26 protein-coding genes and 2 tRNA genes are annotated in these 25,878 nt (G+C 47.3%); 25 read left to right on the top strand and 3 right to left on the bottom strand.

Going from position 1 to position 25,878, the window contains the following annotated elements; genetic code table 11:
* Positions 1-39: 39 nt before the first annotated feature.
* The 6 genes from pstC (at position 40) to C1I60_RS14855 (ending at position 5,185) form a co-directional block, all read left to right on the top strand.
* Complete coding sequence (gene pstC / locus C1I60_RS14830; RefSeq protein ID WP_137062439.1) at positions 40-972, top strand: phosphate ABC transporter permease subunit PstC; 933 nt, start codon at positions 40-42, stop codon at positions 970-972.
* Positions 972-1,868: a phosphate ABC transporter permease PstA gene (gene pstA, locus C1I60_RS14835; protein ID WP_137062810.1), complete on the top strand. Its 897-nt coding sequence runs from the start codon at positions 972-974 to the stop codon at positions 1,866-1,868. Before pstC ends, pstA begins: the two co-directional genes overlap by 1 nt.
* Positions 1,869-1,884: 16 nt before the next feature.
* The gene (pstB, locus tag C1I60_RS14840) at positions 1,885-2,718 is read left to right on the top strand and encodes a phosphate ABC transporter ATP-binding protein PstB (protein ID WP_137062440.1); all 834 of its coding nucleotides are present in this window, start codon (positions 1,885-1,887) and stop codon (positions 2,716-2,718) included.
* Positions 2,719-2,924: 206 nt separating this feature from the next.
* The gene (pelA, locus tag C1I60_RS14845; protein ID WP_137062441.1) at positions 2,925-4,133 is read left to right on the top strand and encodes a pectate lyase; all 1,209 of its coding nucleotides are present in this window, start codon (positions 2,925-2,927) and stop codon (positions 4,131-4,133) included.
* 138 nt (positions 4,134-4,271) lie between these two features.
* Positions 4,272-4,790, top strand: a complete 519-nt coding sequence (locus C1I60_RS14850; RefSeq protein ID WP_137062442.1) for an acyl-CoA thioesterase — start codon at positions 4,272-4,274, stop codon at positions 4,788-4,790.
* Positions 4,787-5,185 (top strand): FxsA family protein, encoded by a 399-nt coding sequence (locus C1I60_RS14855; RefSeq protein ID WP_137062443.1) that lies wholly within the window; start codon positions 4,787-4,789, stop codon positions 5,183-5,185. The genes C1I60_RS14850 and C1I60_RS14855 overlap by 4 nt, the downstream gene beginning before the upstream one ends.
* A 27-nt stretch (positions 5,186-5,212) precedes the next feature.
* Here C1I60_RS14855 and ytvI read toward each other — a convergent pair whose 3' ends face one another.
* Complete coding sequence (gene ytvI, locus C1I60_RS14860; RefSeq protein WP_137062444.1) at positions 5,213-6,331, bottom strand: sporulation integral membrane protein YtvI; 1,119 nt, start codon at positions 6,329-6,331, stop codon at positions 5,213-5,215.
* 346 nt (positions 6,332-6,677) lie between these two features.
* Here ytvI and citZ point away from each other — a divergent pair, with 346 nt between their 5' ends.
* The 15 genes from citZ to C1I60_RS14935 all read left to right on the top strand — a co-directional run bounded on the left by citZ (position 6,678) and on the right by C1I60_RS14935 (position 23,341).
* Positions 6,678-7,790, top strand: a complete 1,113-nt coding sequence (gene citZ, locus C1I60_RS14865; protein WP_137062445.1) for a citrate synthase — start codon at positions 6,678-6,680, stop codon at positions 7,788-7,790.
* Positions 7,791-7,941: 151 nt separating this feature from the next.
* A complete protein-coding gene (gene icd, locus C1I60_RS14870) occupies positions 7,942-9,237 on the top strand; it encodes an NADP-dependent isocitrate dehydrogenase (protein WP_137062446.1) in 1,296 nt (431 codons plus the stop codon).
* Positions 9,238-9,252: 15 nt separating this feature from the next.
* Positions 9,253-10,194 (top strand): malate dehydrogenase, encoded by a 942-nt coding sequence (gene mdh / locus C1I60_RS14875; RefSeq protein WP_137062447.1) that lies wholly within the window; start codon positions 9,253-9,255, stop codon positions 10,192-10,194.
* A 251-nt stretch (positions 10,195-10,445) separates the two neighbouring features.
* Entirely contained in the window at positions 10,446-10,862 is a 417-nt protein-coding gene (locus tag C1I60_RS14880; protein ID WP_137062448.1) for a hypothetical protein, read from the top strand.
* Between the two features lie 203 nt (positions 10,863-11,065).
* Positions 11,066-11,935, top strand: a complete 870-nt coding sequence (locus tag C1I60_RS14885) for an SDR family oxidoreductase (protein WP_170970825.1) — start codon at positions 11,066-11,068, stop codon at positions 11,933-11,935.
* 166 nt (positions 11,936-12,101) lie between these two features.
* On the top strand, positions 12,102-13,904 hold the full coding sequence (pnpS, locus tag C1I60_RS14890; RefSeq protein WP_137062450.1) for a two-component system histidine kinase PnpS: 1,803 nt from the start codon (positions 12,102-12,104) through the stop codon (positions 13,902-13,904).
* 128 nt (positions 13,905-14,032) lie between these two features.
* On the top strand, positions 14,033-14,764 hold the full coding sequence (locus tag C1I60_RS14895) for a response regulator transcription factor (protein WP_010349065.1): 732 nt from the start codon (positions 14,033-14,035) through the stop codon (positions 14,762-14,764).
* Between the two features lie 161 nt (positions 14,765-14,925).
* Complete coding sequence (locus C1I60_RS14900) at positions 14,926-16,050, top strand: methyl-accepting chemotaxis protein (RefSeq protein ID WP_137062451.1); 1,125 nt, start codon at positions 14,926-14,928, stop codon at positions 16,048-16,050.
* Positions 16,051-16,177: 127 nt separating this feature from the next.
* Entirely contained in the window at positions 16,178-16,936 is a 759-nt protein-coding gene (gene pstB / locus C1I60_RS14905) for a phosphate ABC transporter ATP-binding protein PstB (protein WP_137062452.1), read from the top strand.
* Positions 16,937-16,976: 40 nt separating this feature from the next.
* Complete coding sequence (phoU, locus tag C1I60_RS14910) at positions 16,977-17,636, top strand: phosphate signaling complex protein PhoU (RefSeq protein WP_137062453.1); 660 nt, start codon at positions 16,977-16,979, stop codon at positions 17,634-17,636.
* Positions 17,637-17,812: 176 nt separating this feature from the next.
* On the top strand, positions 17,813-20,467 hold the full coding sequence (gene polA / locus C1I60_RS14915) for a DNA polymerase I (protein WP_137062454.1): 2,655 nt from the start codon (positions 17,813-17,815) through the stop codon (positions 20,465-20,467).
* Positions 20,468-20,538: 71 nt separating this feature from the next.
* Complete coding sequence (mutM, locus tag C1I60_RS14920; RefSeq protein ID WP_137062455.1) at positions 20,539-21,369, top strand: DNA-formamidopyrimidine glycosylase; 831 nt, start codon at positions 20,539-20,541, stop codon at positions 21,367-21,369.
* Between the two features lie 111 nt (positions 21,370-21,480).
* Positions 21,481-22,173 carry a sporulation membrane protein YtaF gene (gene ytaF / locus C1I60_RS14925; RefSeq protein ID WP_137062456.1) on the top strand — a complete coding sequence of 231 codons (693 nt, stop codon included), beginning with the start codon at positions 21,481-21,483 and terminating at the stop codon, positions 22,171-22,173.
* Positions 22,174-22,184: 11 nt separating this feature from the next.
* Positions 22,185-22,781 (top strand): dephospho-CoA kinase, encoded by a 597-nt coding sequence (gene coaE / locus C1I60_RS14930; RefSeq protein WP_137062457.1) that lies wholly within the window; start codon positions 22,185-22,187, stop codon positions 22,779-22,781.
* On the top strand, positions 22,778-23,341 hold the full coding sequence (locus C1I60_RS14935) for a lytic transglycosylase domain-containing protein (protein WP_137062458.1): 564 nt from the start codon (positions 22,778-22,780) through the stop codon (positions 23,339-23,341). The genes coaE and C1I60_RS14935 overlap by 4 nt, the downstream gene beginning before the upstream one ends.
* 132 nt (positions 23,342-23,473) lie before the next feature.
* Here the strand turns inward: C1I60_RS14935 and C1I60_RS14940 are convergent, their stop codons facing one another.
* Positions 23,474-23,698: an alpha/beta-type small acid-soluble spore protein gene (locus C1I60_RS14940; RefSeq protein ID WP_137062459.1), complete on the bottom strand. Its 225-nt coding sequence runs from the start codon at positions 23,696-23,698 to the stop codon at positions 23,474-23,476.
* 105 nt (positions 23,699-23,803) lie between these two features.
* On the opposite strand from C1I60_RS14940, the gene nrdR reads away from it, so the two are divergent.
* The 3 genes from nrdR to C1I60_RS14955 all read left to right on the top strand — a co-directional run bounded on the left by nrdR (position 23,804) and on the right by C1I60_RS14955 (position 24,559).
* Complete coding sequence (gene nrdR, locus C1I60_RS14945) at positions 23,804-24,271, top strand: transcriptional regulator NrdR (RefSeq protein ID WP_137062460.1); 468 nt, start codon at positions 23,804-23,806, stop codon at positions 24,269-24,271.
* A gap of 130 nt (positions 24,272-24,401) precedes the next feature.
* A tRNA-Ala gene (locus C1I60_RS14950) sits at positions 24,402-24,477 on the top strand.
* Positions 24,478-24,486: 9 nt separating this feature from the next.
* A tRNA-Lys gene (locus C1I60_RS14955) sits at positions 24,487-24,559 on the top strand.
* 200 nt (positions 24,560-24,759) lie between these two features.
* Here C1I60_RS14955 and C1I60_RS14960 read toward each other — a convergent pair.
* Complete coding sequence (locus C1I60_RS14960; RefSeq protein WP_137062461.1) at positions 24,760-25,221, bottom strand: MarR family winged helix-turn-helix transcriptional regulator; 462 nt, start codon at positions 25,219-25,221, stop codon at positions 24,760-24,762.
* 203 nt (positions 25,222-25,424) lie between these two features.
* On the opposite strand from C1I60_RS14960, the gene C1I60_RS25670 reads away from it, so the two are divergent.
* Positions 25,425-25,878: SDR family NAD(P)-dependent oxidoreductase (locus C1I60_RS25670; RefSeq protein ID WP_434784399.1), on the top strand; the 454-nt coding region annotated here is incomplete at its 3' end.

Here is a 25,878-nt window from a genome sequence, read left to right on the forward strand (position 1 = left end):
AGCGTCCAGCCTCTATTCTTCGGTTAAAGGAGTCACAGTATGGAACCAATTGAAGGGAAGGCATACATGGAACAGAATAAACGATCCCGAGGTATGAAAGAAAGGCATTACTGGGAAGAATGGACCGGCCGCATTTATACGTCGGTTTGTGTCGTTTTTTTGGTTGCAGTCATTGTCTCCATTGTATATTTTGTCGCCTCCAAAGGTGTAGCTACATTTGTGGTGAATGGAGTCAGTCTGCAAGAGTTTTTCTTCGGAACCAAATGGAGCCCGGATGGTGAGCCCATGTCCTTCGGTGCCCTTCCGTTTATTACAGGCTCTTTTGCTGTAACCGTTCTGGCGGCCTTGATCGCCAGCCCGCTCAGCTTGTGTGCGGCTTTATTTATGACCGAAATCGTACCCAAATCCGGTAAACGTATCCTTCAACCTGCGATTGAATTGTTATCCGGTATTCCGTCCGTAGTATACGGCTTTGTCGGCTTGACCGTAATTGTTCCGTTGCTGCGGGACGTGTTCGGGGGACAAGGCATCGGGATTCTCGCTGGCTGTCTCGTGTTGTCAGTGATGATTTTGCCGACGATTACGAGTATTATGGCGGATGCGTTGTCATCCTTGCCAGGTGGCCTGCGCGAGTCCTCTTACGCCCTGGGCGCTACTCGCTGGCAGACAATTGCACGTGTTATTATTCCGACACTGCTGCCTGCTCTGTTAACAGGAATTATTCTCGGCATGGCTCGTGCCTTCGGGGAAGCTCTGGCTGTACAGATGGTGATCGGGAATGCTCCGCATATACCGCAATCCTTGCTGGAATCCGCTTCGACCTTGACCAGTGTCATTACACTTAGCATGGGCAATACAGCTATGGGCTCGGTTCATAACAATGCTCTCTGGAGCATGGCGCTTGTTCTCCTGCTCATGACATTCATCTTCGTGCTGCTGGTAAGGCTGCTTGAAAGGAGAAACCGGATTTGATGAAAGCTAAAACGACCGACAAAATCGCTACATTTGTAATCTGTTTCTTCGCTCTATTCATTGTCGTACTTCTAGTGGGCTTGCTGGGATTCATTTTGGCACGCGGAGTCAGTCACATTTCCTTTGACTTTTTAACCAGTGCTCCCCAGACGCTACGCGCAGGCGGGGGTATCGGCCCGCAATTGTTCAACTCTGTATTCTTACTTATTTTAACCTTGATTATCACCATTCCGATTGGCTGGGGTGCCGGTATATACATGGCGCAATATGCAAAGCCGGGGAAAATTACGGACTTCATACGACTTGTCGTCGAGGTATTGTCTTCGTTCCCGTCCATTGTCATCGGTTTGTTCGGACTTTTACTGATCGTAAATACGTTTAATTTTGGTTTTTCCCTGTTATCAGGGGCATTGGCTTTGGCGGTATTCAACCTGCCGCTGATGGTTCGAACGACAGAGCAGGCTTTCCGGGCTGTGCCCAAGGAGCAAAAGGAAGCCGGACTTGCACTCGGATTGTCCAAGTGGAAAATCATTACCTCTATTTTGCTGCCTGCTGCGCTGCCAAGCTTGATTACAGGGACGATTTTGGCCGCAGGCCGCATTTTCGGGGAAGCAGCAGCGTTGCTGTTTACAGCCGGGATGAGTACACCGCCGCTTGATTTTACTGACTGGAATCCATTGCATGCCAGATCGCCCATTAATCCGATGCGTCCTGCCGAGACACTGGCTGTGCATATCTGGAAGGTTAACAGTGAAGGCATCGCTCCTGATTCCAAGGATATTGCCGCAGGCGCTTCCGCGGTATTGGTGCTGCTCGTACTTGCCTTCAACCTGATCGCAAGATGGTTCGGAAGAGTTGTCTACCGCCGCCTGACAGCTGCCAAACGGATGGATTAGAAAGGGGATGGGAAACATGGAACAAGTCATTACGCGAACGGCAACACCTGCAACACCCATACAATCTACGCGCTCGGAACAACTTGCGGGGCAAGCTCCACAACCATTCAGTACCGAGGATTTAAGTATCTATTACGGCAGCTTTGAGGCTGTAAAAAAAGTAAATCTGGCCTTTCCCGAGCAGACAGTGACCGCCCTGATCGGGCCTTCCGGCTGTGGTAAATCGACCTTTTTGCGCTCGCTCAACCGAATGAACGATGAGATTGCATCCTCCTCTACGACAGGACACATCTGGATGGATGGTCAGGATTTGACTGCACCGGGGACAGACGTGATCAAGCTACGTCAGCAAATTGGAATGGTGTGGCAGCGGCCTAATCCGTTTTACAAATCCATTTACAATAACATCGCCTTCGGCCCCAAATACCGGGGTGTTCGTAACAAGAAACAGCTTGATGAAATCGTCGAAAGTAGTCTGCGTAAAGCGGCGTTATGGGATGAGGTCAAGGACCGCCTTCATGATTCCGCCCTGGCGTTATCAGGTGGACAGCAGCAGCGGCTTTGTATTGCGCGTGCGCTATCCGTCCAACCGAAAATTTTGTTGCTTGACGAGCCAGCCTCCGCGCTGGACCCTGTGTCTACAGGCAAGGTGGAAGAGCTGATTACCGAGTTAAAAAAAGAGCTGCGCATCGTCATCGTAACGCACAATATGCAGCAGGCCGCTCGGATTTCCGATTACACTGCTTATTTTTATATCGGGAGTCTGGTTGAGCATGGCAAAACGAATGATATTTTCACTAATCCTGAAAATGAGCTGACCCAGGAGTACATTATGGGGCGGTTTGGGTAAGCGAGACCGTTCGTCGACTTACTATATATGAGATAGGATAAATCCTCTTACTAATCTAGTATTAGTAAGAGGATTTTTTATTAGTTTAGTAAACTCTTTCATTTGTATATAATAAAATATATTGATTATTTGGGTATATTTTCATATAATACATGTGTTTAATCGTTTTTGAGGTACCTACAATCATATTTAAGGAGAGGTTTGGAATGAGGTTTAATGTTAAAGAATCTGTCAAGTGGATCGCCCTTTCAGGAATGGCGATTACAGTAACAACAGGGCTTATTAACCCTTCGTGGGCGGCAGCGGAGCAGGATGCAGCTGATGCGGGGGTGAATGTTATCCAAGCAGTGTATGGTGATACGGCCATTTACAAAAATTCTGTTGTCCCAATGGCTAGTGTGAGTGCGAGCAGCCTGCTGGACAAGTACCGTGATTTTAGTAAATTTTCCACTGGCGATGTATCTAAGGATACCAAACTCGCCTTGAATATCGTATCGTGGCAATTGCCGCATGGCGGATTCTTCAAAGCTATGGAAAATAATTATAAATCCAAGTGGGACGGTAAAACTGCACGCTCCACCTGGAAGAGCAAGGATGGCGTAGAGCTGGGAACATTTGATAATGAGGCTACGACAACTGAAATTCGCTTTTTGGCGGATGTATACAAAAAAACAAAAAATAAAGACATTAAGAACAGTGTACAAAAAGCAGTTGACTTCGTTTTAACCTCTCAATATTCCTCTGGTGGCTGGCCGCAAGTATACCCTAAACGTGGAAATTATTCTGATGCTGTAACTTACAACGATGATGCAATGGTTAGAGTTATGGTTTTGGCTGACGATATTGTGAACAAGAAGCAGCCGTTTGATAGTGACATTCTGGACGATTCATATCGCTCCAAACTGCAGCAAGCACTAAACAAGGGCATCCAATATACAATTAAGTCGCAAATTGTAAATAATGGCACACCGACAATCTGGGGTGCACAGCATGATCCGTCTTCTTATGCATCTGTTGCGGCCCGTGCATTTGAGCTTCCTTCCAAAACAACCACAGAATCTGTAGGCATCACGGCTTTCCTGATGTCCCAACCGCAAACGGCTGAGGTGAAAAAAGCAGCTCAGAGCGCTTTGAAATGGTTTGATAGTAACCGGATCGACGGGATCAAATACAACCGTCAGGGTCCGGAGTTTTTCCAAAAGGACGCATCGAGCGTAATGTGGTATCGCTTCTACAATGTGGAAGACAATAAGTACTTCTTTTCAGACCGGGATGGCAAAAAGTATACGGACATCATGAAAATCAGTGAGGAGAGACGACTTGGTTATGCTTGGGCAGGAAGCCAAGCGAAAAGTCTGTTGAATGCGGCTTCGGAAAGCGGATATTACAAATTGTCCAAGCCGTTGCCAAAATGATAAAGCCATCATTATAAAATGCTTGGGAGGGCGGAACCATCACGGTTCGGCCCTCTTTTTGTTCCGGGGCGGTAAATATGGTTTAATGGAGAGAGGGCAAATATAGAGATAAAGATGCACACAGATAGGAGAGCTTGTATGACACAAGAGGAGAAACAAACGGAATTACGCTGGTATGGAGCACCGCTGCGTGTCCGTTATCAGGAAAGCGACCAAATGGGGGTCGTATATCATGCCAATTATCTGAACTGGTTTGAGATTGGGCGTACGGAAATGATCCGACAGGCAGGTTTTAACTATCGGAGCATGGAGGAACGAGGTGTTCTGTTGCCCGTTATCGAAATCAATGCGAAATATGTGAGTCCTGCCCGATATGATGATTTGATTACTATTTATACCGCGATCACGGACTTCTCCAGACTGCGTCTGAATTACACTTATGAGGTCCGGCGTGTAACGGCTGAGGACCATAAAAGCCAGATTGGAAAGGTGTGGACACAGGCAGACACACTGCCTGGAGAGCTGCTCGTAACCGGGGTGACACGCCACGTATGGGTGAGTACCGAATGGAAGCCCGTCCGGCTGGATCAGGTGCTACCTGATCTGTACACCGCGCTATGGTCTGCTATGACAGGCGGGGAGGGAGAGAAAGCATGATGATGCGCAAACGTCTGTGGCTGTTATTGCTGCTTATCCCTTTGGCGGAGCTGTATGGGTTTATATGGGTAAGTCACTGGATTGGAGCGGGTAAGACGATTCTGCTTATCATTCTGACGACCCTGATCGGAGCCGCCATGATGCAATTTGAAGGTCGCAAGGTCATTGCCGATGCGAAAAATGAAATGAATCGGGGACAAATGCCCGGCCGTAGAATGCTGGATGGATTATGTGTCTTTTTCGGCGGGAGCTTGCTGCTTATCCCCGGATTTTTAACGGATATTATCGGTTTTACGCTGGTTTTCCCTTTGACCCGTGCTTTGTATCGACGCTTTCTGTTAAAGTGGCTGGAGAAAAAAATGAAAAATGGCAGCATTACGTTTCGGCGGTTTTGACGTAAGCTGTTTCTTACTCACATGATCTTAACGGACTCTTCCGTAGACAATATAGTTGCGCAAGTCCTGAATGACATTGGCGCGATTGAGCGCGTCCACTACAATAAGGGACACAGGTCCGATAATCAGCCCCAATACACCAAACAGCTTGAGCCCGATGAACATCCCAATAAGGGTGGGAAGCGGGTTCAGACCCACGCTGCTGGCCAGCACCTTAGGTTCTACAATTTGCCGTCCAATCAACAGGATGATATAGAGGATCGACAATCCTACCCCTAATGCCAAATTACCCGACATATAGGCATATAAAATCCACGGAATCATCACAATGCCAACCCCTAAATAAGGAAGCAAATCAACCAGCCCGATCATCAAACCGATAGTGAAGGCGGATTCTACACGCAAAATGAACAGTCCAATAATGACGGTCGCCGCAGTAATGGAGATGATAATAAACTGTGCGCGCAAATAACCAAATAACGCCTTGCGCAGATCGTGCCATATCCCCGACAGGGGCTTGCGAATCGTATCAGGAACCATATTCGAGAGCATTCGACTATGTTGGTCCCAGTCCTTACTGATAAAAAATGCCGCTAATACAATAACGATCAGTACCGTGCCCATATTAGGCAGAGAGGTCAGCAAATTCAGAATACCATTAAAAAATTGGGCAACCAGTGTGGTGACAGCCGAGCTGACCGTCTGGGTTGTTTTATCAATATTGCTGTTAATTGTATGGTAGTAATCAGGGTTATTGCGGATAAATTGATTAATTTCATTAATCACATTTTGGATCAGATCGCTCTGGGTCCAGTCGATAAACAGGCTTTTAAAATGTTCAATATGTCCGTCAAAGGTCATGGTGAGCCTGATGACCTCCCGAACCATCCGCGTGATGGCCGCAGAAAGGACAACGGCGATTCCACCTAAATATACAAATAACGAGACCGTGACAGCCATCCAACGTGGCAAGCGGGTCTTGCTGCGCAGAAATCGAACCAGCGGATTCATGGCATAGGCCACAAGCCAGGCGAACAGGAAGGGATAGATGAAAGGGAACAGCACATATATGCCCAGCAACAGAGCTGTAATCACGACTGCTACCCACAGAGCGCGAAATATGCGATTCAAAATCAAGCTGCTCAAGTTTCCACGTCCCCCTTTCTTTTACAGTTGTATTCCATGTAATAAGTGCTTTACTATACATATGCGCGAAGGGGGTGAGACAAGACCTGTGTAAAAAAGTGCAAATGGATTAAAAAATTATGTAAGGGGTTTCAAAAATTTCTTTATAGAACCGATAAAACATTTGAATGTGTCGGAATAGCCCTAAATGTTCACATAAACGACAAAATCCAGTATAGTGAAAGAAGGTTTAAATATTGACATATGGCGTTAACATTACTTATCTATTTAAAAGGCAAAACTTACTTTTGAAAATGTTTACATTGCAAGTCCGTTCACAATGTTTTTACAAAGGAGAGATGTAACGATGACAGCGACTAAAGGTCTGGAAGGGATCGTAGCGACCACTTCCTCCATAAGCTCTATCGTAGATGGCGTTCTCACGTACCGGGGTTATAACATTGATGATTTGGCTGTTAACGCCGCTTTTGAAGAGGTAGCTTATTTGTTGTGGTTCGGAAAACTGCCTGATCAAGCCCAATTGCAGGAGCTTCGCGACCAACTAAGCGAATATGCTGCCATTCCGGATGAAATTATTACTCAATTAAAGCTGTACCCGAAAGATTTGAGCACGATGGCTGCCCTGAGATCAGTCGTATCGTCTCTTGCCTTGTATGACCCACAGGCGGATGATATGTCGAGAGAGGCCAATGTGATCAAAACCGTCAAGCTTCAGGCGCAATTGCCCACAATTGTGGCGGCCATAGCGCGTGTGCGCGAAGGGCTGGAGCCGATTGCGCCCAAGAAAGGTGTTTCTATCGCTGAAAACTTTCTGTATCAGCTTACTGGAAAAGACCCGGAAGAGACGGCTATCAAAGCGTTCAATCAGGCTCTTGTGCTGCATGCCGATCATGAATTGAATGCATCGACCTTTGCTGCACGCGTGACGGTAGCAACACTATCCGATATTTATTCCGGCATTACGTCGGCAATCGGAGCTTTGAAGGGACCACTCCATGGCGGAGCCAACGAAGCTGTTGCCAAAACCCTGGAGGAAATCGGCGGTTTGGATCAGGTGGATTCGTATATTCAGACCAAACTGGATAACCGCGAAAAAATTATGGGCTTTGGACATCGTGTCTATAAAAACGGTGATCCGCGTGCCAAGCATTTGCACAAAATGTCCCGCGAACTGGGTGAAATGAACGGCGATACGACGTTGTTCGATATTTCGGTTCGAATCGAGGAAATTGTGACAGGACAAAAGGGCTTGAAGCCGAATGTTGATTTTTACTCTGCCTCTGTTTATACCCAACTGGGTATCAAAAGAGACCTGTTCACACCGATCTTTGCCGTGAGTCGTGTATCGGGGTGGACTGCGCACATTTTAGAGCAGTACGAAAATAATCGTCTGATCCGTCCGCGTGCTGAATACACAGGTCCGATTGACCAAAAGTATGTGTCTCCGGAATTACGCTAATCACTTGTTGTACGAATATTGAGGCTGTATACCCTGAATTAAAAAAATAAGGTACAATAGAAGGGACGGCGAGAGATGCGTGTTTTTGTCTATGATGAAGATCACGTCTTTCGCCCTGTACCCATTCATATCTGAGGAGGAAAAGGAACTTATGGCGAAATTTGAAAAGTTTGAGCTCCCAACTGAAGGCGAAAAAATTACGATTGATAACGGTCAACTACAGGTTCCGAATCATCCGGTTATTCCGTTTATCGAAGGCGACGGCACAGGCCGCGACATCTGGAAAGCATCCAAGCGCGTACTAGACGCAGCTGTAGATAAAGCATATAACGGCACTAAGAAGATTGCCTGGTATGAGGTATTTGCTGGTGAAAAAGCTTTCAATACATACGGCGAGTGGTTGCCTAACGATACTTTGGAAGCCATCCGCGAGTATATTGTAGCCATCAAGGGTCCGCTCACGACACCCATTGGCGGAGGCATTCGCTCTTTGAACGTGGCATTGCGTCAAGAGCTGGATCTGTACGTATGTCTGCGTCCTGTTCGTTACTTTAACGGTGTTCCGTCTCCGGTGAAGCGTCCTGAATTGGTAGACATGGTTATTTTCCGTGAGAATACCGAGGATATTTATGCTGGTATCGAGTATGCGGAAGGCTCCGAGGACGTGAAAAAAGTCATTCAGTTCCTCCAACAAGAGCTGGGTGTGAACAAAATCCGTTTCCCAGAAACGTCGGGTATCGGGATCAAGCCGGTTTCCTTGGAAGGATCGAAGCGTCTGGTGCGTGCGGCCATTCAGTATGCTGTTGACCACGGACGCAAGAGCGTAACGCTTGTACACAAAGGCAACATTATGAAATTTACCGAAGGTGCCTTCAAAAACTGGGGTTATGAAGTAGCTGAGGAAGAATTTGCAGATAAAGTATTCACTTGGGCTCAATACGATGCTATCAAGGAAAAAGACGGTGAAAATGCGGCAAATGCGGCTCAAAAAGCGGCTGAAGATGCAGGGAAAATCATTATCAAGGATGCGATCGCTGACATTGCACTTCAACAAGTGCTGACTCGTCCTTCCGAATTTGATGTTATTGCTACGCTGAACCTGAACGGAGACTACCTGTCCGATGCCCTGGCTGCTCAAGTTGGTGGAATTGGTATCGCACCAGGTGCGAACATTAACTATGTAACTGGGCATGCTATCTTTGAAGCTACACACGGCACAGCGCCAAAATATGCTGACAAAGATGTTGTAAACCCTGGTTCCGTTATTTTGTCAGGCGTGATGCTGCTTGAGCATTTGGGCTGGCACGAAGCGGCAAATCTGATTTACAAAGGACTGGAAACGTCCATTAATAAGAAAATCGTAACTTATGACTTTGCCCGTCTGATGGAAGGCGCTACACAAGTGAAATGCTCCGAGTTCGCAGATACCATTATTAGTAACCTGTAGAGAGGGGAATGCCACGTGACCATTCAACGTAAAAAAATATCCATTGTTGGCGCCGGTTTTACCGGTGCCACTACCGCATTGCTTCTGGCCCAAAAGGAGCTGGGTGATATCGTTCTGATCGATATTCCACAACTTGAAAATCCAACCAAAGGCAAAGCGCTTGATATTTTGGAGGCCAGTCCGGTCCAAGGATTTGACAGCCAGGTCACAGGCACTTCCAATTATGAGGATGCAGCCAACTCGGATATTGTCATTATTACAGCGGGGATTGCGCGCAAGCCAGGCATGAGCCGTGACGATTTGGTAAATACGAACGCAGCCATTGTAAAATCCGTATGTGAAAACGTGAAGAAGTATGCGCCAGATTCTATCGTCATTATTCTGAGTAATCCGGTCGATGCGATGACCTATACCGCATATCAGACGCTCGGTTTCCCGAAAAATCGGGTCATCGGCCAATCTGGTGTGCTGGATACGGCGCGATATTGTACCTTTATTGCACAGGAATTGAACGTATCCGTCGAAGACGTGCGTGGCTTCGTAATGGGTGGTCACGGTGATGATATGGTGCCGCTTGTACGCTATTCCAGCGTTGGTGGTATCCCCATCGAAACACTGATTTCGAAGGAACGTATCGAAGCGATCGTACAGCGAACGCGTGTAGGTGGCGGGGAGATTGTTAACCTGTTGGGCAATGGTAGCGCATACTATGCTCCGGCGGCATCGCTTACACAAATGACAGAAGCGATTGTGAAGGACAAAAAGCGTATCATTCCGGTTATTGCCTATCTGGAAGGGGAGTACGGATATCAGGACTTGTTCCTCGGCGTACCGACACTTCTCGGTGGCAATGGCATTGAAAAAGTATTCGAGCTGGAACTGACAGCGGAAGAAAAGGCAGCGCTTGATCAATCCGCCGAATCGGTTCGTAATGTAATTAAAGTAGTGACCGTATAGGTTCGGTTATCTACTACAACGGCATATTTTTACTAGCGGAGGTGTCCGTCAGTCATAGTCATGGCTGACGGACACCTTTTTAAATAGAATTTAATTAATTTCCCCGGTATAATAGACTTTGTATGCGTTGAGAGTGTACATAGAAAAGCATGTCCCAAAACACTGAAATGATGACAGTCTGATCTTTGGAATATGACCGTTCTATGGAAAAATGAATTTGCAGGTAATCAAAGAAATGGAGGTTGTAAGCTATGTTTTTTATTCACATGATCGGATCGCTGGCGCTGGGCTTTTATATTCTGCTCCCCTTCGTAGTTGGCAAAATCGATAAGCTGGCTCCCACTGTGCAGGAAGGAACGATATCGGCTGTTCAGCTATTGAACCGTTTGGCTCAATTTGCAATGATCATTTTGCTCGTTAGCGGCATCTATATGATTTTTGCCTGGGGCCCATATTCCGTAGCATGGATCGTCGTAGTCTTGCTGCTGTTTCTGGCTATTTCCGGCATCGCAGGTGCTATGGGCAAGCCGTTACGGTTGTCGCTGGAAGCGATTCGTAACCAGCAGCCCATTACGCAATACGCTGGAAAAATGCGCATGTTCAGTACACTGCTGGCTGTATTTCTGATCCTAATCACGTTTTTAATGGTATACAGCCATATTATTTAATGGAGCATTGAATCGAATGGTATAACATGCTGAATGGAAGAAAGACGGTTTGTGCTGAATAAGCACAAGCCGTCCTTTTGTGTGTCCAGCGAACTTCATGATCTTTTCTCGTTTAACGTACATGCCAGCGTGGTAAATCAGGAGTAGAGTGGGTGCAAATGTTGCATCCTATAAAATATCTAATCTTGAAAGGAGCATGCACGATGGCCAAAAACAATCAGACCCAACAAACCTTGCCCCCGCAGCATCAAGAACAGCAACCGGGGGTTGAATCCAAAATGTCGCCTGCACCTCAGTTTGAGAAGGCTAACTATAAGGCGGCTGGCAAGCTAACAGGCAAAGTCGCACTTATTAGCGGTGGAGACAGCGGAATCGGACGCGCTGTAGCCGTTACGTACGCCAAGGAAGGTGCTGACGTAGCTATCGTCTATCTAAATGAGCATAAGGATGCTGAGGAGACGAAACGTCAGGTAGAGCAGGAGGGGCGCAAGTGCGTGCTGATTCCCGGCGATATCGGAGATGACCAATTTGCCAAAAAAGCAGTTCAGCAGACGGTTAACGAGCTGGGCAAGCTGGACATTGTCGTGAACAATGCCGCAGAGCAGCATCCGCAGCAAAAGCTGGAGGATATCACGAAAGAGCAGTTGGAGCGTACATTCCGCACGAACATTTTCGGCATGTTCTTCCTGACGCAAGCGGCATTGCCGCATTTGAAGAAAGGCAGTGCTATCGTTAATACTACGTCGATTACGGCCTATGCCGGGAACAAGACACTCATTGATTATTCATCCACCAAAGGGGCGATTACTTCATTCACCCGTTCCCTTTCGCTGAATTTGGTCGATCAGGGCATTCGGGTTAACGCTGTCGCACCGGGCCCGGTCTGGACACCGCTGATCCCTTCCACCTTTGATGCCAAGACCGTCAGTGAGTTCGGAGGCGCACAGCCGATGAAACGTCCCGGTCAGCCGGAAGAATTGGCACCAGCCTATGTGTATCTCGCCTCAGATGATTCATCTTATGTCAGCGGGCAGGTCATTCATATCAACGGCGGCGAAGTCGTAAACGGATAAGAGAGAGGTTGGGTCAGGGCGTGCCCTGACCTTTTTCCTTTTTAACAGTGGAACAAAAAGCAGGTAGCCTGTAGAATGGGACTTAACTTCAGGATTTTTGCAACTCTTCACTTACATAGCTTTTATGATCAAAAAATTTCTACTCAACTAAAGGATGGGCATATTTATGAAGTCGTTTCGTTTCAGGCTTACCTTGATGATGCTGATTATGATTGGCGTTTCTGTCCTTGCGGCCGGCATCACCATGGGACAAATTTTTAAAAACTCAAACATGAAGGTGCTTGAGGAAAATATGGGACGTGAGATCGACCTGCTTCGCGCTACATTTCCTTTTGTCAACGCAGACGCTCTTTCCAGTAGTGATTATGTCTCTTACTATTCGGAAAAAGCAAAGGAAATTGCTAAACTGACCGATTCACGGGTGACCTTCATTCGCAAGGATGGAACGGTGGTGGGCGATTCGCTAAGCGATCCGCGCAAGATGGAGAACCATGTATCACGTGAAGAAATCCGGGAAGCCGCGTCGGAAGGAATTGGACGAACGATACGGTACAGCGAAACCTTGCAGCGAAATATGCTGTACGTGGCAGAGCCTGTCGTATCCGACAAGGGCTTCGACGGATATATCCGTTTGTCCATGAACCTGAAGGCAGTGGAGGAAGGTGTGCAGCGTGGCTGGACGGCGATTGGCATTGGTCTGGTTTTGCTGTTTCTTGCCGCTGGTTTGGTCAGTTACCGCATCGCGCGGGGCCTAACCTCACCTATTGAGCATATTACAGGCGTAGCCAACCGCATTTCAAGCTTGGATTATGACGCAAGAGTTGGTGTACAGCGCCGGGATGAGGTAGGGCAACTGGGTGAAGCCATTAACCGTATGGCGGACAGCCTGCAAAACCAAATGAAAACGATACGTGATAATGAGGATTTGCTTCAGAGCGTCATGAGCAATATGACCGGAGGGATTCTCATGATTGATGCCGGGGAGCGCATTGCGCTTATTAACCGTGAGTCTGAGCGAATGCTCGGAGTCACTAGCAAACGGGTGACGGACAAGCCATATCACGAGCTGAAAAAGCACTACGAGCTGACAAAGCTGATCGAGGGCAGTATACAAAGCCGCGAAAGACTGCACGGTGAGGTTCATCTGTATAATCCCGAGGAACGGCTGATTCTGCTTGATGGTGTGCCAATGTATGAGGATGAAGGTGGATACCGGGGCATGCTGTTCCTCTTGCAGGATATTACAGCTATTCGGCGGCTGGAAAATATGCGGAGCGAATTTGTAGCAAACGTTTCTCATGAGCTAAAAACGCCGATTGCCGCAGTCAAGGGCTTTGCTGAAACGTTGCTCGGCGGCGGGGTTAAGGATGAAGAAACATCCCGTTCCTTTTTGCAAATTATTTATGATGAAAGCGAACGGCTGAATCGGCTGATCGGCGACATTCTGGAGCTGTCCAAAATTGAATCCAAGCGTTCTCCGCTGGATTGTTCTCCGGTTCATGTGTCCTCGTTTATAGAATCATTGCTGGGAAAATTAAATAATGTAGCTGCCAAAAAAAGAATTACACTGCATATGGATGTCCCGGATGAACTGTTTATGGAGGCGGATGAAGATAAGCTCCAGCAGATTTTTCTGAACCTGCTGTCTAATGGCATTAACTACACACTCGACGGCGGCAAGGTGAAAATCAAGGTTGTGACAGTACAACGGGAGAATGGCACGGAGAAGGTCGTATTTACGGTTAGTGATACGGGCATAGGGATTCCGAAGAAGGACCTGCCGCGCATCTTTGAGCGCTTTTACCGGGTGGATAAAGGGCGTTCGCGCAACTCGGGTGGAACTGGTCTGGGATTGTCCATCGTCAAGCATTTGGTGGACCTGCATCATGGGGTGCTTTCCGTAGAAAGTGAGCTTGGCCTGGGCACGACATTTACGATTGAATTGCCGTTGCTGCAACAGGAAGAATGAACTAGATCGGTTTTTACATTCTGTTAACAATGCCGTGATAAAATATACGGGTGTTGCATGAGTATGGAAAAGATTTTGGAATTTTGACCAATGCGCCTTTAAAAGGTAAACAGGAGATGAATTTATTTATGGGACAACGCTTGCTGGTTATTGAGGATGAACCAACGCTTGCCAGATTGCTATCCTACAATTTGATACAAGAGGGTTTTGAAGTAGATACGGAGGATCACGGCAGTGCAGGGTTTGAAAAAGCCTCCAGAGAGTCCTACGATTTGATCCTGCTGGATTTGATGCTGCCCGGTATGAACGGGCTGGATATCCTGAGCAGACTTCGCCATCAGGGCCTGACAACTCCGATCATTATTTTAACAGCCAAAAACGGCGAAGCCGAAGTTGTCCAAGGATTGAAATCTGGAGCGGACGATTACATCACGAAGCCTTTCGGTGTTTCCGAGCTGCTGGCCCGCGTAACTGCGGTGCTGCGTCGTACTTCCGGCGGGGATGAAGGTGTGCTATCCGATCAGAAAGACGGCTCCAAAATCCAATTAGGCGAGTTGGAGATTTATCCTGAAAAATATGAAGTGATTCTCGGAGGACAATCCATCAGCTTAAGACCCAAGGAATTTGAGGTGCTCCTCTATTTGTCCCGTAAGCCGGGCGTGGTATTGACTCGCGACGATCTGATGAACGCGGTCTGGGGCTTTGACTACATTGGCGGTCAACGGACGGTAGATGTGCATGTTAGCTCATTGCGCAAGAAGCTGGAGCTGGACCCCGATTCGGTTCATATTGATTCGATTCGCGGAGTCGGATACAAGCTGGTTGTTAATAAAAAAAGAAGCGCTTCTCATTTGCTATAAATGAGGAGCGTTTTTCTTTATTTCGATTTTTGTATGCGACGATTTTTGTGTCCATTTCGTGATTTTACATTTCGTTAACATAAACTAACGTTACAATCAACAAATGACCGATATGATGTTCCCGTCACTTCAAGTAGTCAAAAAAAGGGGACTTCAGAACGATGATAACGGAACCAAAGACCCAGCCGAGTTCCACTGCCGTGATTGAACGTGAATCTAACAAGCCCATTACTACCTACGTGCCTTGCCGGGAGGTTCCGATCATTGGTACGGATATGTCTTGTAAAGAGCTATTAGCCCTTATGAAAACGCAGGAAGACATTCCTTGTGTCATTGTCGTTGATAAAAATGGCCATCCGTTGGGCATTATTATGAGAGATGCGTATAACCGCCATTTTACGGGCAGGTTTGCTGCGGCTCTGTTTTATGACAAGCCTGCGGCCATATTTGCCGACCCTGATACATTAATTGTGGATCTGAAAAGCCCGGCATCGGTCATTGTAGAGCAGGCGATGCTGCGCGAAGATCAACAATTTTACGACTGCCTGCTAATTAAGGAAGGTACGCGGTTGCTTGGCGTACTGACCATTCGTGATATTTTGTCCGTCGTTCAGCGGATGCAGAAAGAAGCGGATGATCATCGGGGCAACGTGGTACGGCATAGTTATGATGGTGTCCATCGGATTCAGACAACTGTGCTGAATGCCGCTAAAGAGGCCGGTGACAGTGTGCGTCTAACCCGTTCGATGAGTGAATTATCACGTCGTGGCAAAATGGAACTGGAAGATGTTCTGCTCTCCTATCGTGCGGTCACAGAGCAAATGAAGCGTCAGCATGAGCAGATTACAGCGTTAACTCAATTGCTGAATGACATTGCAGGCATGGCTTCCTCCATTCGCGGACTCGCGGATCAAAGTGGACTGCTGGCGATTAACGCGTCGATAGAAGCGGCACATGCTGGAGAACATGGGCGTGGATTCCAGATTGTTTCTCAGGAGGTGCGGAATATGTCACTTCAAACGAAAGCCTTTTCCGCACAGATTACAAGCCTGCTTACGGATATTGAACAAATGCTGCGTGATACTGCTGATCTGACGGATACGAGCATGCAGCAGATTAATACTGGCTCCCGGTATATATCCGCTGGAACCCAAACGTTTACCCAACTGTTGCAGGCCGTTGTGGAAATTGAAACTAAAAACAATGAAATGTCCCGTTCCGCAGAGGAAGCGGCTTTGAATGCAGCCGGGATTGCACAGGAGCTGGAGCTTATGCTGAATTCCTGATCATTTTACATACCGTTAACAAATCCACCACACTGAATTTACACACAGCTTATATAATCTTCATATTGTGCAAATCAGGTGCAATGCTTGAGGACCATAACTGCAACACGAAGGAGATCATAAATCAATGAATGATTCCGTTATTCAGATTGATAAGCTGAACTTGTATTATGAAAATTTTCAAGCGCTGAAACATATAAACCTGGATATTCCTGAAAAAACGGTAACAGCCTTCATCGGACCGTCCGGATGTGGTAAATCTACCTTGTTGCGTACATTGAATCGGATGAACGATATGATCCCAGGAACGCGTATTGAAGGAACGGTGAGTATCGCAGGTCAGGATATATATGGTGATACGATGGAAGTAGAAGCCCTGCGCAAGCAGGTGGGAATGGTTTTTCAACAGCCTAACCCGTTCCCCAAATCTATTTATGATAACGTGGCATACGGCCCTCGTCTTCACGGAATCCGGCAAAAGGACAAGCTGGACGAACTTGTGGAGCAAAGCTTGCGGCAGGCGGCACTCTGGGAAGAGGTTAAGGACTTCCTCAAGCGTTCAGCCCTGAGCTTGTCAGGCGGACAGCAGCAGCGTCTATGTATTGCCCGGGCGCTTGCTGTACAGCCGGATATTTTGCTCATGGATGAGGCAACGTCAGCGCTCGATCCGATCTCTACGATGAAGATTGAAGAACTGGTTCAAGAGCTGCGCGACAGGTATACAATCGTCATGGTGACGCATAACATGCATCAAGCAGCTCGTGTGTCCGGTCGGACTGCGTTTTTTTTGAACGGTGTCGTAGTAGAGGCGGCGGATACAGAGACGATGTTTTCCACGCCGCAGGATTCCCGTACGGAAGATTATATTTCCGGCCGATTTGGCTAAAGATGACCAGATTAGTAATGCCAGGAGGGGTGACTTCGAAATGATTCGCAGAAAAGGTTTTGATGAAGGATTAGATGAACTGAGAGCTGTACTGCGTGAAATGGGTGCACATGTATCGAAGGCACTCGATCAGGCCATTGAATGTTTGCAGACCAAAAATACGGAATTGGCTCAGCAGGTGGTCAAAAATGATGCATCCCTCAATGCGCTGGAAGAGAACATTCTCGATATGGGCTCCAAGCTCATTATTACCCAGCAGCCGGTAGCCAAGGATTTGCGCCGGATCATTGTTGCATTTAAAATTTCCAGTGATCTGGAAAGGATGGGGGATTTGGCACTCGATATTGCCAAGGTCACGCTGCGTCTGGAAGGGCAGCAGGTCATCAAGCCGCTGGTGGATATTCCGCATATGGCTTCAATCGTCAAAGAAATGATTGACGACGCGATTACATCCTATCTGGATGAAAATACAGATTTGGCTTATAAAATGGCCAAAGAGGATGATCGTGTAGATTCCATATATAGCCATATGATCAGCAATCTGTATGTGTTTATGGTAGAAAAGCCTGAGGAAGCTCCGCAAGGCATGCTGCAACTGCTCGTCGGACGTTATATTGAACGGATTGGCGACCATGCGACGAATATCGGTGAAAGCACTGTATATCTCGTGACAGGGGAGCGACCAGATTTGAACCAGTAGGACTTTGAGGAATATAACGGTTGTTTCTGACCCAGACTTGTCTTTGAGCAAAAGACGAATTTGGTTAGGAAGCAGCCGTTTTTTTCTGAAAAAGGGACCTTTATGTTAAGATAGGAAAAGGAATGCGTAAAACGAAAGAACGTTTCAAATGCATTGATGAACTTGCGAGGTGCTAAATGGATAAACTCATGCTTATAGATGGCAACAGTATCATTTACCGGGCGTTTTTTGCTATGCCGCCGTTAACGAATTCGAGCGGACAGCAGACGAACGCGGTGTACGGATTTACAACGATGTTGCTGCGGCTTTTGGAGGAGCATAAGCCGACGCATATACTGGTTGCCTTTGATGCTGGAAAAATAACGTTTCGCCATAAAGGATACGAGGATTACAAGGGTGGACGGGAGAAAACACCGCCGGAGCTGTCCCAACAATTCCCGCTGCTGAAAGAGCTGCTAACCGCCTTCGGGATTGCCCAGTTTGAGCTGGATGGTTATGAGGCGGACGATATCATTGGAACCCTGTCTAAAACCGCGGACGAAGCTGGTTTTAACGTGCTGGTGGTTACCGGAGATAAGGATATGCTTCAGTTGGCTTCGGACAACGTCACTGTCGGATTGACCCGCAAAGGGGTTACCGAGGTGGAGGCATACGGACCTGAACAGATTCAGGAGCGTTATGGCTTGAAGCCGCTGCAAATCATCGACCTCAAAGGTCTGATGGGCGATACGTCGGACAACATTCCCGGGATTCCGGGTGTGGGGGAAAAGACAGCGCTCAAGCTCCTGCATCAGTATGGATCAGTCGAAGAGGTGCTGGCGCATACGGATGAGCTGAAAGGCAAGATGAAAGAGCGCGTCGAAACGCATGCAGATGATGCACGGATGAGCAAGGATTTGGCGACCATCTATCGGGATGTAACGCTGGACAAGCAGCTGGAGGATGTTGTCTTCGGCGGGCTGCAAGCAGAAACGGCGGGGCCTGCTCTGGCGAAGCTGGAGTTCAAGTCCTTGCTGGAGCGGTTATCCTTTTCGGGAGAGGTTGGCAGTGCAGGAATAGACGTAGAGGAAGCCGCGGCTGACGTGACCGTACTGGACGAGCAGCGGATTGGCGAGCTGGTACATGTACTGGATACCGTCGATCTGCTGCATGTCGAGACCCATGGCGACAATCCGCATCATGCTGAAATTGTGGGGCTGGTCTTTGGTGGAGCGGGACGACAGTTTTTTATGACCTTGGATGTACTGCAAACTGATGCAGCCAAGCCTGTCCGCGAATGGCTCGCCGATGCTGGGCGTAAAAAGCGGGGGCATGATCTGCACCGTACGGATTTAGCCTTGCATTGGCACGGGATCGAATTTGCCGGGGCCGAGTTCGATGTCCAGTTGGCCGGATATTTGCTGGACCCAACGGATGCGAACCAGTCACTGAGCGGATTGGCAGCCAAATATGGCTTGTCTTCGATTCGTCCGGATGATGAAGTCTTCGGCAAAGGCGCTAAATATAAAGTGCCTGATGTGGATGTGCTGTCCGATCATGTGGCGCGTAAGGCGGCGGTGATTGAAGCGCTGGTGCCTGTACAGCAGGCCGAGCTGGAAAAAACGGAAATGCACAAGCTCTTCCATGAGCTGGAAATGCCGTTGTCCCGCATTTTAGCGGATATGGAGAAGCAGGGCATTTTGGTTCATGTGGAAGAGCTGCGCGCTTTGGGTAAAGAATTTGAAGCCCAGATTGAAACGCTGGTGCGCGAGATATACAGCATTGCCGGTGTGGAGTTCAATCTGAATTCGCCCAAGCAGCTAGGTGAAATTTTGTTCGATAAGCTGGGCCTTCCTGTTATTAAAAAGACGAAAACCGGGTACTCCACCGATGCCGAGGTACTGGAAAAGCTCGCCCCATATCATGATATTGTGCAAAACATTTTGCAGTACCGTACCATTGCGAAACTCCAATCCACGTATGTGGAAGGATTACTTAAGGAAATTTCGGATAAAACGGGCAAGTTGCATACGTATTTCCGGCAGACGGTTGCAGCAACCGGACGCTTGAGCAGCCAATTTCCAAATTTGCAAAATATTCCGATTCGTCTGGAAGAGGGACGTAAAATCCGTAAGGTATTTGTGCCGTCCGAGCCGGGCTGGTCTATTCTGGCAGCGGACTATTCGCAGATCGAGCTGCGAGTGCTGGCTGATATTTCGGATGATGAGCGCTTGAAGGAAGCCTTTGTCCATGATATGGACATTCATACGAAGACCGCGTCCGATGTTTTCGGCATCCCTGCGGAAGCCGTAGATTCTAACATGCGGCGTTCTGCCAAGGCGGTTAACTTCGGGATTGTCTACGGGATCAGTGATTACGGTTTGTCGCAAAACCTGAATATTACGCGCAAGGAAGCGGCTCGCTTTATTGACCAATATTTTGACGTGTTCCAGGGCGTTCGTCGTTACATGGATGATATTGTGAAGGATGCGAAGCGGGACGGATACGTAAAAACGCTGCTGGAGCGCAGACGTTATTTGCCGGAGATTAACGCCAGCAACTTCAACCTGCGTTCGTTCGCGGAGCGTACCGCAATGAATACGCCGATTCAAGGTACCGCAGCCGATATTATCAAACTGGCGATGGTACAGATGGATGTGGCGCTTCGCGACCGTAATCTTCGCAGTCGTATGCTGCTTCAAGTACATGATGAGCTTGTTTTCGAGGTTCCGCCGGAGGAAATGGAAACGATGAAAGAGCTTGTCCCGGCTACGATGGAAGCGGCGCTGAAGCTGTCTGTACCGCTCAAAGCGGAAGTTAGCTATGGAAGTAATTGGTATGAAGCGAAATAGGTTATTTCAACGAGTAGATAGTCCCAATTTAACGCTGCTTCCGTTATAATATAGGGTGAGGTGAAGACATCATGCCGGAATTACCGGAAGTAGAAACGATTAAACGAACGTTAAACGAGCTTATCGTCGATAAACATATAGATCATGTGACCGTAAATCTGCCGCGCATTATTCAGCGGCCTGATGATATAAACGCTTTTGCTATGGAATTGGCTGATCATCGCATTACAGGAGTGGAGAGACGCGGGAAGTTTTTGCGGATTCTGCTGGACGGGCTGGTGCTTGTATCCCATCTCAGAATGGAAGGGCGATATGGCCTGTATTCGGAAAATGATCCTGTGGAAAAGCATACTCACGTTATCTTTCATTTTACGGATGGTACGGAATTACGCTATCAGGATGTTCGCCAATTCGGCACGATGCATTTATTTACGGAAGGACAGGATTTGCTGGAAAAGCCGCTGAACAAGCTCGGTTTGGAGCCGATGGAAGAATCCTTTACGCCGGAGGCGCTTCGCGCCGCTGTCGGTACCCGTTCAACCTCGATCAAGGCTGCCCTGTTAAACCAGTCATATGTCGTAGGCATCGGGAATATTTATGTGGATGAGTCGTTGTTTAAGGCGGGTATACATCCGGCACAGCCAGCCAAAAGTTTGGATGAAAACCAGTTTCGTGTGTTGCACGAAGCTATTATCTCCACTTTAAGCGCGTCGATTCTGGTCGGAGGTTCGTCCATCAAATCATTCGTCAACGGGCAGGGTGAAGCGGGCGATTTTCAGCATCAATTGCAAATCTATGGACGTAGCGTTAAGCCTTGTGTTCACTGTGGTACATTGATCGAAAAATCCGTCGTAGCCGGACGTGGTACACATCATTGCCCGGTCTGTCAGCCCCTGCGTTGAACAGGTACAGTCACCCAAAGCCCATTCCTCTCATATATTGATTCCAAGTACCAATACTGCGAAGGGTTCCGGCTGCTTTAGGGCCCTTCCTTCGCAATGGGGGGAATTGGAGTGGCTAATCATTGGGGAGCCCTGCTGCTGCTGGCATTTGCGCTAAGTCTTGACAGTTTCGGAGTCGGTGTTACATATGGGCTACGCAAAATGAAAATTCCACTGCTGTCCATTGTTATCATTTCAGTATGCTCAGGTTTGGTCATTGGCATATCCATGCAGCTAGGCGCATTATTGTCCCAGGTTCTGTCTCCTGTATATACGACGGTTTTTGGCGCTGTCATTCTGATTGGGATTGGCTGTCACTCTTTGTATCAGTCTCTGCATCGCAAGGAAGATTTGATTGATGATCCTGATCCTGTGAGCAGAAATGTTCTGGAGGCTGAGAAATCCTTAGAAGTGCAAGAGGAACGGACTGTGTTTTCTTTGGAATTCCGCAAATGGGGTCTCGTTATTCGGATTCTCCGAAGTCCGTCTGCTGCAGATATGGACCGTTCAGGCAGTATATCCGCTACGGAGGCGATTTGGTTAGGGATCGCTTTATCGGTAGATGCGTTCGGTGCAGGATTGGGAGCAGCTATGTTGGGCTTCCAGCCACTCGCTACCGCGCTGGCTATTGCATTTTTCAGCGGGACATTTTTGATTGCAGGTATGAAAACAGGTTTCTGTCTATCGGCATTTCGATTTATGAAGGCGCTGGGTGTGTTACCGGCATTATTATTGATTATGATGGGTATATTGAAGCTGTTATGAGGTGAAAGAGCATGAATATCGGATTAACCGGAGGTATTGCTACCGGTAAAAGCACCGTGTCGGCTCTACTGGTCGCCAAGGGTGCGCTGCTGATCGACGCAGATGCCATTGCCCGGGAAGTAATGCTTCCGGGGCAACCGGTGCTGACGGCGGTCATACAGCATTTTGGACAAGCTGTGATGAACAGTGATGGAACTTTGCACCGCAAAAAGCTGGGCGAGATTGTATTTGAAGACCCTGCTCAGAGGCAGGCGCTTAACGATATTACACATCCTGCGATTCGTGAGGAAATGCGTACGCGCATGGGATCTTACGAACGCGAACATCCGGACAAACTTATTTTGGCGGATATCCCGTTACTGTATGAGTCAGGGCTGGAAAGCTTGTACGATGAAATTATGGTGGTATACGTACCACGCGATGTGCAGCTCCAGCGTCTGATGCTCAGAGATGGATTGACCGAGGAACAAGCCGGACTTCGGTTATCCGCGCAAATGGATATTGAACAAAAAAGAAGCCTGGCTGATATCGTCATCGACAATAGTGGAACACAGGCTGAAACAAAACAGCAAATTGATCAATTCTGGCAGCGAAAGGGACTGGCATGAATATTTTGCGCAAAAAAAGAGTCCTGCTGACTTTGTTTGTTGGGTTTGTCTTGATTCTGTTTTTTAATTCAAACTGGATGTCGTGGTTCTATCCGATTCAATATAAGGATGAGATCCGGCAATACTCGCAGACGTATGAAGTGGACCCGTTTTTGGTGGCGTCCATTATCCGTGTTGAGACGAATTTTAAGGCCAGCAAGCAGTCGCACAAAGGTGCACTGGGACTCATGCAGATCATGCCTGATACGGCGAATTGGATTATGGACAGCACCCAGATCCAAAAGGTTCCGCTGGATAACGTCAAGCACGAGCCCGGCACCAACATTGAGCTGGGAACCTGGTATGTGCATAACCTGTCGGTAAAATTTAAGAATAATCCCATAGCTATCGTTGCAGCTTACAACGCGGGCCCCGGTAAAGTGCAGGAGTGGCTAGATAAGGGCGTATGGGATGGGAAAGAAGAATCCATTAAGCAAATCCCTTTTGGCGAGACACGACATTATGTACAGCGGGTTATATACTACTACAGGCAGTATACGAAGATTTATAATCAGTTTTAATGGGTGACGAGGCAGCATGTAAATATATCATGACAATATGGGCCTTTTTCCATTAAAATGAAAAAAGTGCAGGACAGACTGTGTTTGGCAGCCCATCCGTACACTTTTTTTGTTACTTCTGCGTTACCGCGATTATTGGTATTGACCTGCCAATTGTTGTTCGGCGATCGTTACGAGGCGTTTTGTAATGTAGCCCCCGATCGAACCGTTCTCATAGGAAGTCATGTTACCTTGGTATCCATCTTGAGGAATGCTGATACCCAGCTCTTGAGCGATTTCATATTTCATTTGCTCCAGAGCGCCGGAGGCTTTGCTGACTACCAGGTTGTTGGAGTTGCCATTGTTTCCTTGTGCCATTGTTGTTCACCTCCTCGCGACGTGGTAAACATATTATGAACCGTTTTGACAAAATTATTACGAAAAAGTATAGAGAATTTATTGGAAAAAGGAAGTGGTGAATTTATGAAATGTCCGTACTGTACCTACAATGGAACAAAGGTGCTGGACTCGCGGCCCGCGAATGACAACAAGTCCATCCGCCGCCGCCGTGAATGTGAGCAATGTGCTAGGCGTTTTACCACCTTTGAAATGGTGGAGGAGACTCCGTTGATGGTCATTAAAAAAGATGGCAGCCGTGAAGAATTCAGCCGTGATAAAATGCTGCGCGGTCTCATTCGGGCCTGCGAGAAGCGTCCTGTATCAGTCGAGCAGCTGGATATGATCGTATCCCAGGTGGAAAATGCTATCCGCAACACAGCCGCCACTGAAGTGGACAGCCAGCAGATCGGCGAGCTGGTCATGGAACAGCTCTATCCTGTTGATGAGGTCGCCTACGTACGCTTTGCGTCCGTATATCGGCAGTTCAAAGACATCAACATGTTTATGAAGGAACTGAAAACACTTTTATCCAAAGATGCAGCCAGCGACTAGATCGCTGACTGTATCTTTGGTTGATGGAGGAAGGGTAATTATAAATTTTTTATAAAAGTATTGACACAGGGGTAATAATTTTATATGATATAGGAGTCGCTTGAAACAGATGATTGAAATTACATAAAATGGGGCCTTAGCTCAGCTGGGAGAGCGCATCGCTGGCAGCGATGAGGTCAGGGGTTCGATCCCCCTAGGCTCCACCATAATAATATGGACTCTTAGCTCAGTTGGTAGAGCAGTTGACTCTTAATCAATTGGTCCAGGGTTCGAGTCCCTGAGAGTCCATCCTTTAGAAAAACGGCAGAAATGCCGTTTTTTTGTTTTGAATTTAGCTTTGTTTTCCTTCGTGGTCACACGTTCGGTCACAGGAGGCCCTACATTTCTTGATGAAAAATAAACGCCATGTTCTCTCTAATGAGGACACGACGTTTATTTTAGTTTTACTCCATGCTTTTAAGAAAGGCAGTCATCAACCTATGAACTTGTTACTTGTGATCAAATCCGTTAAAGTCCCTGAGCATTCCGATAAAATGTTCAAGTTGTTCATTGTCCCATCTTGAAATGTGTTCGTAAAATACAAATTCTTTCTCTTTTAGAGCATCAATCGTCTTTTGTTGTCCAAGCTCAGTGAGGGATAGAAGTATTCCTCGACGATCATCAGGGGAGGCTTCCCTTTTCACATAACCCAAAAGCTCAAGTTGTTTGACGAGACGGCTAACCGAACTGCGATCCATAGCTGTTGATTCCGCCAGCATAGTGGCGCTTGTTGGTCCATATGAGTACAGCCAACGGATAATATGGAAACCCGCAGGTTGTATTGAAGGGTCAAAACGTGCTGCAGTTTTGACATTTAGCGCATGTGAGGCGCTTATGAGCGCATTGATTTGCTCGCCGAGTTCCAACTCCAGTTGTCCTCTCTGCGTATTTTTGTGTTGATTATCATTCATCCTATTTCACCTAACCTTAATTGATAAAGTAAATCATTCAAGTTAATTAATTGACATATATCAATCAAAATAATATAGTTGATTTATATCAAGTATATAGTCACGCCAACTGAATGTCAAAACTTAAGACGGGTCTAACAGAGCAAAGCAATGAACGGCCCATTACATTGACAATGACTATTTCTGCACAAAGGAGAATCAATATGACGGCTAATCCGATTGTTGTAATAACTGGCGCAACAAGTGGTTTGGGGCAACTCGTTGCGATTGAATTGGCTAAACGTGGTACTCATCTTGTCCTGACAGCCAGGAGCAGGGATCGCGCTGAAGCTACTAAAGAAATTATTAAAGGTATGAGGCCCTCAACAAAAGTAGACTATTTTTTAGGGGATCTATCTTTAATGAAAGATGTCAGACGTATGGGAAACGAGATTTCAACTGCATACCCCAAAATAGATGCGCTTTTGAATAATGCAGGATTGCATGCATTCGAACAACGGGTAACCTCCGAGGGATTAGCAGAAATGATGGCTGTGAACTATTTAGCACCGTGGTTATTGACGCACGCCTTACAGCATTCCTTGAAAAATGCAGGAAGCTCCAGAATTGTCAATGTTGCCTCTGAGGCTTCACGCAATCATGGCGAGCTTGAGCTCC

The organism is Paenibacillus terrae (assembly GCF_005217525.1).
Classification (GTDB): Bacteria; Bacillota; Bacilli; order Paenibacillales; family Paenibacillaceae; genus Paenibacillus; species Paenibacillus terrae_C.

What these genes read in the sequence shown, in the direction of transcription:
- pstB (WP_137062440.1), top strand. Translation starts at nt 1,885, where the DNA reads ATGGAACAAGTCATTACGCGAACGGCAACACCTGCAACACCCATACAA.
- C1I60_RS14940 (WP_137062459.1), bottom strand. Translation starts at nt 23,698, where the DNA reads ATGGCACAAGGAAACAATGGCAACTCCAACAACCTGGTAGTCAGCAAA.
- mutM (WP_137062455.1), top strand. Translation starts at nt 20,539, where the DNA reads ATGCCGGAATTACCGGAAGTAGAAACGATTAAACGAACGTTAAACGAG.
- C1I60_RS14960 (WP_137062461.1), bottom strand. Translation starts at nt 25,221, where the DNA reads ATGAATGATAATCAACACAAAAATACGCAGAGAGGACAACTGGAGTTG.
- C1I60_RS14855 (WP_137062443.1), top strand. Translation starts at nt 4,787, where the DNA reads ATGATGATGCGCAAACGTCTGTGGCTGTTATTGCTGCTTATCCCTTTG.
- phoU (WP_137062453.1), top strand. Translation starts at nt 16,977, where the DNA reads ATGATTCGCAGAAAAGGTTTTGATGAAGGATTAGATGAACTGAGAGCT.
- C1I60_RS14895 (WP_010349065.1), top strand. Translation starts at nt 14,033, where the DNA reads ATGGGACAACGCTTGCTGGTTATTGAGGATGAACCAACGCTTGCCAGA.
- C1I60_RS14935 (WP_137062458.1), top strand. Translation starts at nt 22,778, where the DNA reads ATGAATATTTTGCGCAAAAAAAGAGTCCTGCTGACTTTGTTTGTTGGG.
- pstB (WP_137062452.1), top strand. Translation starts at nt 16,178, where the DNA reads ATGAATGATTCCGTTATTCAGATTGATAAGCTGAACTTGTATTATGAA.
- icd (WP_137062446.1), top strand. Translation starts at nt 7,942, where the DNA reads ATGGCGAAATTTGAAAAGTTTGAGCTCCCAACTGAAGGCGAAAAAATT.
- C1I60_RS14880 (WP_137062448.1), top strand. Translation starts at nt 10,446, where the DNA reads ATGTTTTTTATTCACATGATCGGATCGCTGGCGCTGGGCTTTTATATT.
- C1I60_RS14850 (WP_137062442.1), top strand. Translation starts at nt 4,272, where the DNA reads ATGACACAAGAGGAGAAACAAACGGAATTACGCTGGTATGGAGCACCG.
- C1I60_RS14885 (WP_170970825.1), top strand. Translation starts at nt 11,066, where the DNA reads ATGGCCAAAAACAATCAGACCCAACAAACCTTGCCCCCGCAGCATCAA.
- citZ (WP_137062445.1), top strand. Translation starts at nt 6,678, where the DNA reads ATGACAGCGACTAAAGGTCTGGAAGGGATCGTAGCGACCACTTCCTCC.
- pstA (WP_137062810.1), top strand. Translation starts at nt 972, where the DNA reads ATGAAAGCTAAAACGACCGACAAAATCGCTACATTTGTAATCTGTTTC.
- pnpS (WP_137062450.1), top strand. Translation starts at nt 12,102, where the DNA reads ATGAAGTCGTTTCGTTTCAGGCTTACCTTGATGATGCTGATTATGATT.
- coaE (WP_137062457.1), top strand. Translation starts at nt 22,185, where the DNA reads ATGAATATCGGATTAACCGGAGGTATTGCTACCGGTAAAAGCACCGTG.
- C1I60_RS14900 (WP_137062451.1), top strand. Translation starts at nt 14,926, where the DNA reads ATGATAACGGAACCAAAGACCCAGCCGAGTTCCACTGCCGTGATTGAA.
- polA (WP_137062454.1), top strand. Translation starts at nt 17,813, where the DNA reads ATGGATAAACTCATGCTTATAGATGGCAACAGTATCATTTACCGGGCG.
- pstC (WP_137062439.1), top strand. Translation starts at nt 40, where the DNA reads ATGGAACCAATTGAAGGGAAGGCATACATGGAACAGAATAAACGATCC.
- pelA (WP_137062441.1), top strand. Translation starts at nt 2,925, where the DNA reads ATGAGGTTTAATGTTAAAGAATCTGTCAAGTGGATCGCCCTTTCAGGA.
- nrdR (WP_137062460.1), top strand. Translation starts at nt 23,804, where the DNA reads ATGAAATGTCCGTACTGTACCTACAATGGAACAAAGGTGCTGGACTCG.